General features: G+C 43.9%; 13 protein-coding genes. 6 read left to right on the forward strand and 7 right to left on the reverse strand.

Annotation, left to right across the window (positions count from 1 at the left end; genetic code table 11):
- Positions 1 to 101: 101 nt before the first annotated feature.
- Both Q8W40_RS04895 and Q8W40_RS04900 read left to right on the forward strand, forming a co-directional pair.
- Positions 102 to 959: a MurR/RpiR family transcriptional regulator gene (locus Q8W40_RS04895; RefSeq protein ID WP_201797037.1), complete on the forward strand. Its 858-nt coding sequence runs from the start codon at positions 102 to 104 to the stop codon at positions 957 to 959.
- Between the two features lie 76 nt (positions 960 to 1,035).
- Positions 1,036 to 1,425, forward strand: a complete 390-nt coding sequence (locus tag Q8W40_RS04900; RefSeq protein ID WP_305396129.1) for a DUF2750 domain-containing protein — start codon at positions 1,036 to 1,038, stop codon at positions 1,423 to 1,425.
- Positions 1,426 to 1,606: 181 nt separating this feature from the next.
- Here the strand turns inward: Q8W40_RS04900 and Q8W40_RS04905 are convergent, their stop codons facing one another.
- The 7 genes from Q8W40_RS04905 to pspF all read right to left on the reverse strand — a co-directional run bounded on the left by Q8W40_RS04905 (position 1,607) and on the right by pspF (position 8,838).
- Complete coding sequence (locus tag Q8W40_RS04905; RefSeq protein ID WP_305396130.1) at positions 1,607 to 2,404, reverse strand: DUF2927 domain-containing protein; 798 nt, start codon at positions 2,402 to 2,404, stop codon at positions 1,607 to 1,609.
- An 8-nt stretch (positions 2,405 to 2,412) separates the two neighbouring features.
- Positions 2,413 to 3,195: a peptide ABC transporter ATP-binding protein gene (locus tag Q8W40_RS04910; protein ID WP_305396131.1), complete on the reverse strand. Its 783-nt coding sequence runs from the start codon at positions 3,193 to 3,195 to the stop codon at positions 2,413 to 2,415.
- Complete coding sequence (locus Q8W40_RS04915) at positions 3,192 to 4,187, reverse strand: peptide ABC transporter ATP-binding protein (protein ID WP_104402499.1); 996 nt, start codon at positions 4,185 to 4,187, stop codon at positions 3,192 to 3,194. Before Q8W40_RS04915 ends, Q8W40_RS04910 begins: the two co-directional genes overlap by 4 nt.
- The gene (gene sapC, locus Q8W40_RS04920; protein ID WP_305396132.1) at positions 4,187 to 5,074 is read right to left on the reverse strand and encodes a putrescine export ABC transporter permease SapC; all 888 of its coding nucleotides are present in this window, start codon (positions 5,072 to 5,074) and stop codon (positions 4,187 to 4,189) included. Before sapC ends, Q8W40_RS04915 begins: the two co-directional genes overlap by 1 nt.
- Complete coding sequence (locus Q8W40_RS04925) at positions 5,061 to 6,023, reverse strand: ABC transporter permease (RefSeq protein ID WP_305396133.1); 963 nt, start codon at positions 6,021 to 6,023, stop codon at positions 5,061 to 5,063. The genes sapC and Q8W40_RS04925 overlap by 14 nt, the downstream gene beginning before the upstream one ends.
- On the reverse strand, positions 6,023 to 7,645 hold the full coding sequence (locus Q8W40_RS04930) for an ABC transporter substrate-binding protein (RefSeq protein ID WP_305396311.1): 1,623 nt from the start codon (positions 7,643 to 7,645) through the stop codon (positions 6,023 to 6,025). The genes Q8W40_RS04925 and Q8W40_RS04930 overlap by 1 nt, the downstream gene beginning before the upstream one ends.
- Before the next feature lie 176 nt (positions 7,646 to 7,821).
- Positions 7,822 to 8,838, reverse strand: coding sequence for a phage shock protein operon transcriptional activator (pspF, locus tag Q8W40_RS04935; protein WP_305396134.1), 1,017 nt, complete (start codon positions 8,836 to 8,838; stop codon positions 7,822 to 7,824).
- A gap of 180 nt (positions 8,839 to 9,018) precedes the next feature.
- Here pspF and pspA point away from each other — a divergent pair, with 180 nt between their 5' ends.
- The 4 genes from pspA to Q8W40_RS04955 all read left to right on the forward strand — a co-directional run bounded on the left by pspA (position 9,019) and on the right by Q8W40_RS04955 (position 11,496).
- The gene (gene pspA, locus Q8W40_RS04940; protein ID WP_101115309.1) at positions 9,019 to 9,690 is read left to right on the forward strand and encodes a phage shock protein PspA; all 672 of its coding nucleotides are present in this window, start codon (positions 9,019 to 9,021) and stop codon (positions 9,688 to 9,690) included.
- A gap of 20 nt (positions 9,691 to 9,710) precedes the next feature.
- The gene (gene pspB / locus Q8W40_RS04945) at positions 9,711 to 9,941 is read left to right on the forward strand and encodes an envelope stress response membrane protein PspB (protein ID WP_101115310.1); all 231 of its coding nucleotides are present in this window, start codon (positions 9,711 to 9,713) and stop codon (positions 9,939 to 9,941) included.
- The gene (gene pspC / locus Q8W40_RS04950) at positions 9,938 to 10,330 is read left to right on the forward strand and encodes an envelope stress response membrane protein PspC (RefSeq protein ID WP_101115311.1); all 393 of its coding nucleotides are present in this window, start codon (positions 9,938 to 9,940) and stop codon (positions 10,328 to 10,330) included. The genes pspB and pspC overlap by 4 nt, the downstream gene beginning before the upstream one ends.
- A gap of 131 nt (positions 10,331 to 10,461) precedes the next feature.
- Positions 10,462 to 11,496, forward strand: a complete 1,035-nt coding sequence (locus Q8W40_RS04955; protein ID WP_305396135.1) for an efflux RND transporter periplasmic adaptor subunit — start codon at positions 10,462 to 10,464, stop codon at positions 11,494 to 11,496.
- Position 11,497: the final 1 nt, after the last annotated feature.

An 11,497-nucleotide genomic window follows, 5' to 3' on the forward strand; every position in this document is an offset into this window, starting at 1 on the left:
AATTATTTTTTCAGTTTTTGATCTCGTGTTATGTTTGTTACAATGTTATCAATTAGGTGGGCTGACATTATTGATAGAGCCACTACTTCATGGAGTAAGATTTGACCGTTTCAGAAAGGATAAAGGCAAGATTTGCTAAGTTAACGCGAGCAGAAAGGCAGCTTGCTAATGTGATGCTAGAAAACTACCCAGCTTCGAGTCTAGGAACGGTTGTTTCACTGTCGGAAGCTGCAAAAGTTTCGACGCCTACCGTGGTACGCCTAGCGAAAAAGCTCGACTTTACTGGGTTTCCTGACATGCAGCGTAGCATTCATGAGGAAATTGGGGATACGCTGAAAAGCCCAATTGAAAAGCACGCCTCTATTCCAAGCATGGACGAAAAGTCGCACCTTTTGGATAGGTTTGCAGACACGGTGATGAACAATATCAGGCAGACAGTTGCGCAGGTGGATGAAGCCACTTTTAGCAAAGTGGTGGAACTGCTAAGTAAGCCGGATAGCCCGTTATACATAGTTGGAGGGCGTATTAGTCACTCCATTGCCGAATACATGTTCACGCACATGCAGGTCATTCGTGCCAATGTCACCATGATTGAACCGAACGCAAACAGCTGGTCGCATTATGTGATCAACATGAAACCGGGCGATACCTTAGTGGTGTTTGATATTAGGCGATATGAAAATGACATTTTAACGTTGGCAGAAATCGCTCGAAGTCGAGATGTCGAATTGATTTTGTTTACCGATCAATGGGGTTCACCTGTTGTTAAATTGGCGCAGCATGTGTTTCATGCTCGAATTGAAGCGCCATCTGCTTGGGATTCGACCGTTGCTATTACGTTTTTAGTGGAAGCTATTGTCGAGGCTATACAGTCTGCAACGTGGTCTGAAACCAGTAACCGAATGAAAGATCTGGAAGTTTTGTTGGATAAAGCTAAATTATTTAAAAAGTTTGTATGACCCGATGAATTTTGTTTGACTCGATGGGGAGAATACTAAAGAATTCCCGCATTCCAGTCCTGAATGAGCACCCTTCATGTCTAAGCAACTTGACCAAGAACAAATTGACACCATTAATCGTTACGATACTGAAAAGCGCCTGAAATACTGTGTGAAAGAGGTCGTAGCAAACAGAGAGATCTGGATCCTGACTGATGAGCATGGTTGTGTCATGCTAAACACTGAGGATGAAGATTGTGTCCCAGTTTGGCCAAACAAAGAATTTGCTCAAGCATGGGCGAATGGTGATTGGGAAGAATGTAAGCCAGAGCCTATTTCTTTGAATAAATGGCACAGCAGATGGACACATGGTTTAGCGGATGATGAACTTTCTGTGGTTGTTTTTCCAAATGAAAATGAAGAAGGGGTGATTTTATTCCCCGATGAATTTGATTCTGAATTGAAGAAACAAGCGAATAAAAAATAGAGCTTTCTAAAACACAGCTACTTAAAACGTGGCTGTTTAAAGTTTAGCTGTTTAAACCTAGCTGTTTAAAATTTGGCTATGCAAAAAGAAGTACCCAAGCGTTTTGAAGATGCATGGGTATATTTTTCTTCCACTACTCTCATAAATTCAATCTTGCGGCGAGACGTACTAACGGTTCAAATTAAAACCCCATAAGCGGGTATAATTCTCCCTTCCTAACTTCGCGAATAGCGCTTTCTAACGTACCGTCGTTTTTGAAATCCGCGATAATCTGCTTCACGATAGGCTCCGCTTCTTCTCTGCTCATACCTACTTTTAGCGAAGGGTGGTAGAGAATTTTTAGCAGCAATCCATCAAGCGGGGAAAGCAAATCTTCTGGCGACGCATCGTTAAAAATTGAAGGGTATACCTTATCGGAGTCGTTTGGTAACCCGAGTAACTGCGTGATTTCTTCTACCACACAGCCGAGTAGTTTCCCTTTAGAACGCGCTTGATCAACGGGAATGATTATTCCACCTCTAATCAGTTCTCCGCCTATATCAGTTTTAAAATTCGCCATACAGATGGCTTTGCCTGAATGCTGCAATGAAGGCTTTCCCAGTACTCTGACGATATCGTCTTCCCAAAGACTTAATCGCGTATAAACCCAAATAATATTGGCTTCTTCTAAGTTATTCGTCAGGCTTATTGGGTGATTCGTGAGGTAGGAGAGGTGCTTTATATGCATTTGTGCAAGCTCCGTATGAATGCCTTCATCCGGTACTTTATGCTCAATAAAAATCTTGATGGGCTCGCGCCACTTCCTAACGTTCTGTTTTTCAGATTCGTATTCGTTTTTTAATGCAACTTCGTAAAATGCTTCTTCCAAATAAGCGGTGTCTAACCAGCGATGACTGGTTTGTGAATATGAATAAATTGGGTAAGAGAAAAGCACCAAGTAGCCGATGAGATAAGACGCAAATTTTGTGCTTTTCGACATAACGAACCCTAATGTGCGGGAGCTTTATTGAAGTGGCTTTCTATCAAACGTTGCGTAATCTGATGAGATGGGTTGGCAATCACGTCATGAGTCGATCCCGATTCGACTACATCCCCTTCATGCATCACCATTATTTTATCGGTGATGTGTTTGATTATGCCAATATGCTGCGATACATAAACAAAAGACACACCCATTTCTTCTTGCAACTCTAATAGTAAGTTTATTATCTGAGAGCGCATGGCCATATCGAGACCATTTAGAGCTTCATCAGCAACAATTATAGACGGTTGAAGAATAAGTGCACGGGCAAGGTTAATCCGCTGTTTCTGACCAGTAGCCAGCATTTGAGGGTAAAAATAGGCATGTTCAGGCAGCAATCCAACACGGATCAATGTGTCTTTCACTCTCATCTTTCGAGCTTCTGACGACATGTTTGTATTTCGTTTCAACGGGCCTTCGAGAATGGTCCCGATTTGCAATCTGGGGTTTAAAGATGTGTTTGGATCTTGGAAAATCATACGAATGAGTTTGCAACGAGTGGAGTAATCGCGGTGCTCCAATCTTTCCCCCATTACACGAATTTCTCCTGAAGTTGGTTCTATCACGCCCGCTAACATCTTAGCCAATGTTGATTTCCCAGAACCGTTTTGCCCTATAAAGCCCAGTGTTTGCCCGGCTTCTAAGGTGAAGCTAACGGGTTTTACTGCCTCTTGCTCTTTTTTAGAGAACAAACCAGAGCGACTGATAAAGGTTTTTCTGAGGTCACGGACTTCTAACAACGCGCTCATGTACGTTTCTCCATATTCAGAGGGAAATGACAGCTAAATTTATGATTTTTGACTTTTTGAGTTCGCGGTATTTCAACGCATTGGCGCTGAGCGTGAGGGCAGCGCGGACCAAGGCGACATCCAATAGGTAAATGCTGAAGTGGCGGAATAGAGCCTGGCAAAGACTGTAATTTGGACTTGTGTGGGATCCAATCGTTAAAATCTGGCATGGCTTGCAAAAGAGCAACGGTATAAGGGTGCTTAGGTGCATTTAATATTTGTTTTGTTGCGGCAGATTCCACTGATTGACCACAGTACATTACGGTGATTCTGTCGGCCCATTGCGTAATGGTCGTCAGATCATGCCCAATAAGGAGAATCGTGGTGTTATTTACCTGATTCATTCGGCTGAGCAGTCTTAGAATTTGGGACTGAGTAATGGGATCTAAATCATTAGTCGGTTCATCCGCTATCAGCACTCTTGGCTTGGTCGCGATCGCCATTGCTATCATGATTTTCTGGCATTCCCCATCGGTTAATTCGTAGGGGTAACTGCGCATGATGCGTCTATGATCTTTAATGCCCACTTTGTGCAGCAGTGCCATAGCCTGTTTTTTTCGCCACTTCCATGATTGCCACCATCGACCTTCGAAAGAGTCACGTGGAATGGACTCGGCTAACTGACGTCCAACGCGCTCAGAGGGATCGAGACACGTTGAAGGCTCCTGAAAAATCATGGCGATGTCGCGAGCAATAACGCGTCTTCTTTCACGTGGTGTCAGTTGCAGCAAATCAATGCTGCCTAAACGAAGCCTATCTGCGGTTACCGTCATGTTGTCTTTGGCGATACCAAGTACCGCTTTCGCCACCAAACTTTTACCGGAACCTGACTCCCCTACAAGACCACGAATTTCACCTTCGTTCATGGTAAGGCTCATGCGATCCACAGCTTTCACTTTACCTTGCGGCGTCTCAATTTCTATTGTTAGGTGTCTGATGTCGAGTAGTGGCATTATTCTGTCCCCGCATTTAATGCGCGTCGGGTTCCTTCACCAACTAGATTAATAACAACAATTGTAAACATGATCACCAAGCCGGGTAGGGTGACTGTCCATGGTGCGGAATAAATCAGTTCTACAGAATCACCAAGAATCGCTCCCCATTCGGTACTCGGAGCTTGAGCGCCGAGTCCTAAAAACCCTAATGCGGTAATGTCGAGTATGGCTACCGATAACGCCATAGTGAATTCAGCGGCGATCACGGGCAACACATTAGGAAAAATAGAGTTCCAAAGTAGGTGAATATTCTTTGCACCATCCAAACGTGCTGCAATGACGTAATCTTTTTCCACTTCATTGTGAACCGCCACATAAACGGATCGAATAAAGCGAGGTATTAACGCTAAACAAATAGCCAATAGAATATTGAACTCCCCAAATCCTAAAAAGGCAACGAATATGATCGCCAAGAGGAGTGAGGGAATAGACATGACTGTGTCGAGTAGGTGGTTTAACGTACTTGATATTAACCCTTTGGTCATGCCTGCCAAAATGCCGATAGCACAGCCAATAAGACTGGCGATTAACGTAATCAGAATCCCAGCACCTAATGTGAGCTGAGATCCTTCAATCAGCCGAGAAAGAATATCTCTTCCTAAATCGTCTGTTCCTAAGAAAAACTCTACAGTACCTTCAGTATTCCAAGAAGGAGGCAGCCTTAAGTTTGCGGTTTGGGCTTGTGGGTCATGAGGTGTTAACCACGGGGACAACAGCGTAATAACCAGAAGAATGATAAAGCACCAAAGCCCGAACATCGCCAAGGTGTTATTCCGGTAGCTATTCCAGAAATGCTCAAACTGTGTAGGAACGCGTTCTTCCTGATATACATTATTTGTCAGCATACCATTCCTTTCTTACCAGAGGATTTGCAAACGCTCCGATCAAATCCGATAGAATATTCGCAATTAAAACAAAGGTTGCAACAACCATAACGCCCGCAGAAATCGCGACGTAATCTTGATTTGAGAGTGCATCAAGCAACCAACGTCCAATGCCAGGCCAATTGAATATGGACTCGGTAATAATGGCAAAAGTCAGCATGCTAGAAAGCTGAACGCCAAATTTGGGAATAATAGGTGGAAGTGCATTTCGAATGACATGTTCAATAACAATCTCGTACTTGGACAGACCGTTTATTTTGGCTGCACGTATATAGTTCTGCTGCATCACTTCTGCTACTGAAGCCCTCATCAAGCTAATAATTTGCGTGGTAGGCGCGAGAGCAAGAACAATACACGGCAATATTAAGTGTTGCAGTACACTATGAAGCGCGTGTGCTCTGAGCGGGCTTTCAGATAACATGGCATCAATAATGGCAAACCCAGTTACGTGGTCGATTTCATAGAGCAGGTCATAACGTCCTTCCACAGGGAAAAGCTCCCAATTTAACGAGAACACCAGAATCAGCATCAAGGCTACCCAAAATAGTGGGGCAGCAAAGCCAGACATAGAAGTAAATGAGATGACGGTATCAATCCATTTACCTTGGCGAGTACCGGCGACAGTACCAATGGGCAATCCGATCATTAATGCAATAAGAAAGGCAAAAAAGCACAATTCTAACGTGGCCGGAAAGACCACCATCAAATCATCCCAAATAGCTGTCCCTTGAGCGTTTAGACCGAAATCAAGTTGACTGATTTCGCCAATGTACTGAAACCAGCCAGGAATCAGATCATCCAACGCCGCAGGCGAATTTGGGTCAAGCCTAAGAATACTGAACCCAACAAACGTAAGGATCAGCAAAGTGATAATGAATAAGTTCAGTCGCCGAATGGTATACAGAAACATTATTCGCTCCTTTCGACGGTATGAAATGAGCGAACATTAAACGGGCTCATTTGAAATCCGCTCAACGAATTGTGGTTGGCTTGATATTGAATACCATGTGCAAGGGGGATGACGGGCATTTCTTGGTTCAATAGGTTTTGTGCCTGACGATACAGGTTTAGTCTATACCTTGGTTGGTTGGTTTCTCGGGATAAGTCCAACAAGAAATCGAAATCTGGGTTACACCACATAGAGACATTCAACCCTGCTTTTTCAGCGTTACAAGATAGAAGTGGACGCAGGAAGTTATCTGGGTCGCCCGTGCTAGCTGTCCAGCCTGTAAGCAACATATCAACATTTGGTAGAAATTCGTTTAGCTCTGCGCGGCTAAACCGATCGTCAGTTAGTAGATTTAACGTTACGCCAATATCTGCAAAGCTAGCTTGTATTTGCTCCGCTGTTTTGCGTGGGCTCGGGTTGTACGGACGCGGCTCCAACGGAACCCACATGGATAGAGTTAACCCTTTGGATAGCCCTGCTTCTTCTAATAGTGCCAACGCATAGTTGCGATCATAGCGAATTTGAATACTGTCTTTTTGATAAGCCCAGGAGCTAGGTGGCAAAAGAGTATAAGCAATTGAGCCGGTACCGTAATAGACGGAATCTAAGATTACTTGTCGGTTGATTGCAAGGTTAAGAGCCTTACGCACGCGACGGTCTTTTAATGCAGGGTGTGATGTGTTCAATGCAATAAACGCTACATTCATCGCAGGCTTTGCATGCAAAACCAATTCGTCATTTTCAATAATAATAGGTAACTGGCTAGAGACAGGCGAAGACAGCACGTCACATTCATTACGCAGCAATTTTGCCAATGTACCAGTGCCGCGCGTTGATATATCAAATACCACTTGCTCCATCGCGGGTTCACCTTGCCAATATTTTGCGTGCTTCTTCACTCGAATCAGATCACCTGCTTGGTACTCATCCAAATAGAAGGGTCCGGTTCCGATTGGTTGGGTATCAATGTGATGCTTATTACCTTGTTTGATCAATTTATCGGCGTATTCGCTAGAGTGGATGACCGCATAGGGTGTCGCAATGTTAGGGAGAAAAGTATTGTCTGCTCGAGTGAGAGTAAACTTAACTTGATTGTCGCTAATCGCTTCGACCGATTTGACCAACCCTCTAAAATCGATACCTTCAAACCAAGGGTAGCGCCCTTGCCCTAAATAGTGAAACGGATGTGAACTTTTAAGAATGCGTTCGAAACTGAAGACGACATCATGAGCTGAAAAAGGTTTGGATGGAGTGAACCAAGGCGCGGTTTGAAACTCCACATTTTCTCTTAGATTAAAAAGGTATTCGGTTCCATCTTCATTGACGTCCCAACTTGTAGCTAAGCTGGATATTGGTTCATGTGTTTCAGGCTCGAGCGTTAAAAGCGTATTAAATACTTGCTGGCTAAGTGCCTCAGCAGTTAATCCGCTATCTACTTGTTGAGGGTTAAATGAAACAGGGGAACTTTGACCACAATAAACAAAGCCTTGTTTTTTTACGATGCTGTGATCAATATCATCGCCGCATGCACTGAGAAGCCATGCACTGGCGACGGTTAAAGATAATTGTATGAACGCTTTCATAGAGACGAGAATTCTGGCACTTAACGAGGTAATAATGTATCTGCTCATTAGTACCTCTCGATCTGGCTAATTTAACATTTTTTACCTGACAGACCAAATGATTAGTCTGATTTCGAATGGGCAAATGAGAATCATCGCACACCCTTTTCCACAAAGGATAAAGCTGAAATGAAACTTTACTCAGATTGTTGACCAACGAGATTGTATTTTCTCAACATGCCCCTTAACTGATGGTAGCTCAAACCGAGCATTTTCGCTGCTTGTCTTTGATTATGTTTGGATTCGTCGAGGACTTTGTGCAGTAAGGCGAGATCTTGGTCTTCTTGCCATCTTTTATAGTCGATAGGGAATTGCATACGAGAAATATCGCCCACCGTGTCGTCGGTAGAAGGGGCATCCTTGCTTGGAACCAGCTCAGTTTGCCAATCGGTGCCAAAGGGGTTGAATACCAATTCATCAATAGGGTATTCCCCAGCGCCTTGCTGATAAATAGCGCGCTCAATAACGTTTTTTAATTCTCGTACGTTGCCTGGCCATTGATAATCAAGCAGAGATTGTATTGCATGATCGGTGAAACCAATAAAGACGGGCAGCGAGAGTTCTCGGCACATTTTAATGGCATACTGCTCGGCGAGTAGAAGTATGTCTTCTTTCCTGTGACGCAGTGGTGGGATGTGAATGACGTCGAACGCTAAGCGATCAAGTAAGTCTGCTCTAAATTCCCCATTCTCTGCCATTTCTGGTAAATCAGCGTTGGTCGCACAAATCAATCTTACGTCGGCAGACAGCGTTCGGCTACCACCCACTCGTTCATACTCGCCGTATTCGATTACCCTCAAGAGTTTTTCCTGCACTGATAGGGGGGCGGTAGCGAGTTCATCCATAAAAAGAGAGCCATTCTCTGCTCGCTCAAAACGACCTTGATGTTTGCCTTTTGAGCCGGTAAATGACCCAGCCTCATGCCCAAATAACTCTGAATCGATTAATCCTTCACTTAATGTCGAGCAGTTCATTGAGACAAGTGGTTGATCCCATCGCTTTGAAAGGTAATGTAAACGCTGGGCAATCAGTTCTTTACCCGTCCCCCTTTCCCCAATGACGAGAACAGGGCGTTCAATAGGTGCTAGCCTTGATACTTTATCGAGAACAGAGAGAAAAGAAGGGGATTCCCCTATAAGATTTTGCTGTTTCACGATGCGTTCCTTAAGCTGGTGGCGAAATTTACCAAGTGTTGGTGCAATTAATCATAACATAGACAGGAGAAAATGATATTTTAATCTATCTAATTGTATTATATGGTAAATAAAAGTTGGCACGCATTGTGTATTATAGAACCCATACCAAGTTGAACAGTCATAAACAGGAGATCAATTATGGGTATTTTCTCTCGCTTTGCGGACATCGTGAATTCAAACATCAGCTCACTTCTCGACAAAGCTGAAGATCCTGAAAAAATGATTCGTCTTATCATTCAGGAAATGGAAGACACGTTGGTTGAAGTTCGCACAAACTCTGCTCGTGCCATTGCAGACAAAAAAGAATTGTCTCGCCGTGTTGATACAGTAGAGCGTCAAATCGAAGAATGGCAAGAAAAGGCAACACTTGCACTTACCAAACAGCGTGAAGACTTGGCTCGCTCTGCGCTAATCGAAAAGCAAAAACTGGAAGAAATGGCGCGTGGCTTACACACAGAGCAAACGCTAGTTGATGAAACCATTACTAAGTTAACCGGTGAGATTGGTAAGCTTGAAGCCAAGATCAACGAAACTCGTGCCAAGCAACAAGCGCTTGTGATTCGTCGCCAAGCCGCTGGTAACCGCCGTGATGTGCAAAAGCACCTGCATACTAGCCGCACCGCAGAGGCGATGTCCAAATTTGAGCAGTACGAGCGTAAAATAGATGAACTAGAAGCGGAAGCGGACAGCTTTACATCGACAGGACGCTCTCTGGATCAAGAGTTTGCAGAGTTGCAAGCACAAGACGAGATTGAAAAAGAGCTCGCAAAAATGAAAGAGCAAATGAGTCAAAATAAAGAAGACAAGTAATTAACTAACGGAGTCTCTGTATGTCAGCAGCGTTTATCACAGCCCCACTGATTGTATTTCTAATCTTTGTGGCACCAATATGGCTAGTGCTGCACTACCGCAGCAAACGAAAAACGGCGCAGGGATTGTCAGACGAAGACTTTGAAAAGCTGCAATCCATCACTCGCCACGCAGAGTCGATGCAGCAACGAGTTCAAACGCTAGAGCGTATTCTCGATGCTGAATCGCCAAACTGGAGGCAAAATCAATGAGCCAAAAGAAGAGCTTATATAAAGACCCTGAAAATGGAAAAATCGCCGGCATTTGTGCCGGCGTAGCACAGTACTTTGGTGCCGAGATCTGGTTGGTTAGGATTTTGGTCGTGTCAGCAGCGTTACTAGGTTTTGGCTTCTTTGTTATTGTCGCATACATCGCGTTAGCGCTAATGCTAGAGAAGAAACCGAAAAGTATTAAACAAAGTAGTGCACCTCAATTTGAGCACAAATTGAAAAGCAAACCTTGGCAATCAGGGGGCACTCCTAGCCAAGTGATTCATAACCTCGAACGTGAACTGTCTGATCTCGAAGCTTCGATACAAAACATGGAAGCGTATGTAACCTCAGACGCATTCAAAGTCAATCGAGAGTTCAAGAATCTCTAACATTCTGTAACTGTTTCAGGGAGCATGAAACAAGAAGTTAGATTTCATACATTTATCTCTGAATTGCACTGGAACGCATATCCGTTTTCATCTATGTTATTACGAAGTTTCAAAACATGGATGAACACGCTATGCGTTTCAAATTTCATATACTTGCTCTATCCGTCGTAACTCTAGCTGGTTGTGGTCGAGAGTTACCTCCAGTACCCGAGCCAGATTCCCGACCAGCAAAACTCCTCACCATTTCCCTCAGCGAGAAGCAACTTTTCCGTGAGTTCCCTGCTACTTCTGAAGCCGGAGATAAAGCGGTTCTGGCGTTTCGCGTGCCAGGGCAACTTCAATCGATTCCAGCAACTGCGGGTAAGCAAGTCAATAAAGGCGATATCCTTGCGACGCTTAACCCTGATGAATACCAACAATTGTTGAAACAAGCACAAGCGAATTTTAACTTGGCCGAAGTCCAATATTTACGATTCAAGAAACTTCGTAAAGACAAGGTGGTTTCAGAGCAAGATTTCGATAAAGCCGCTGCAAATCATAGCTCGGCGTTAGCAAGCCTAGATCAAGCCAAAGCAAACGTAAGTTATGCCTCGCTTAAAGCTCCATATAGTGGAACGATTTCCATCGTTAATGCCCAAAATTTTGAATTTGTAGGTGCTCAACAAGGCGTAATGAACATCCAAACCGATCGGATTTTGAAAGTCGTTTTCCAGCTTCCAGAACATGTGTTCCGTCGCTTTTCCATCGGTGATGTTGTTTCTGCAGAAATGAAATTTGATACGTACCTTGATCGTACATTCCCTCTTACTTTCCAAGAAATAGATACGGAAGCTGATCCAAAAACCAATAGTTATAAAGTGACCATGGTGATGGAAAGACCAGAAGACGTCGGTTTACTGCCTGGTATGTCAGGTATTGTGCGTGTGGAAATCCCTGAGGGGAGAGAAACAACGATTCCTTCAAGCGCTGTAATGGTGAGTGAAGGGCAATCCTTTGTATGGAAAAGAAACAGCGATGGTTCTGTTGAGAACACTTCTGTGAGCTTGGATGATAACTATCACATTATCAGCGGTCTCGAAGATGGCGATCAGATTGTTATCTCCGGTGTTTCCAAACTGGAAGAAGGCATGAAAGTGCGCGAGTGGATTAAGGAGCGAGGGCTGTAAT

It is taken from the genome of Vibrio penaeicida (assembly GCF_030689305.1).
Classification (GTDB): Bacteria; Pseudomonadota; Gammaproteobacteria; order Enterobacterales; family Vibrionaceae; genus Vibrio; species Vibrio penaeicida_B.

Coding starts and splice junctions, on each gene's coding strand:
- Q8W40_RS04930 (WP_305396311.1), bottom strand. CDS start 7,645: ATGAAAGCGTTCATACAATTATCTTTAACCGTCGCCAGTGCATGGCTT.
- Q8W40_RS04900 (WP_305396129.1), top strand. CDS start 1,036: ATGTCTAAGCAACTTGACCAAGAACAAATTGACACCATTAATCGTTAC.
- sapC (WP_305396132.1), bottom strand. CDS start 5,074: ATGCTGACAAATAATGTATATCAGGAAGAACGCGTTCCTACACAGTTT.
- pspA (WP_101115309.1), top strand. CDS start 9,019: ATGGGTATTTTCTCTCGCTTTGCGGACATCGTGAATTCAAACATCAGC.
- pspC (WP_101115311.1), top strand. CDS start 9,938: ATGAGCCAAAAGAAGAGCTTATATAAAGACCCTGAAAATGGAAAAATC.
- pspB (WP_101115310.1), top strand. CDS start 9,711: ATGTCAGCAGCGTTTATCACAGCCCCACTGATTGTATTTCTAATCTTT.
- Q8W40_RS04925 (WP_305396133.1), bottom strand. CDS start 6,023: ATGTTTCTGTATACCATTCGGCGACTGAACTTATTCATTATCACTTTG.
- Q8W40_RS04910 (WP_305396131.1), bottom strand. CDS start 3,195: ATGAGCGCGTTGTTAGAAGTCCGTGACCTCAGAAAAACCTTTATCAGT.
- Q8W40_RS04955 (WP_305396135.1), top strand. CDS start 10,462: ATGCGTTTCAAATTTCATATACTTGCTCTATCCGTCGTAACTCTAGCT.
- Q8W40_RS04915 (WP_104402499.1), bottom strand. CDS start 4,187: ATGCCACTACTCGACATCAGACACCTAACAATAGAAATTGAGACGCCG.
- Q8W40_RS04905 (WP_305396130.1), bottom strand. CDS start 2,404: ATGTCGAAAAGCACAAAATTTGCGTCTTATCTCATCGGCTACTTGGTG.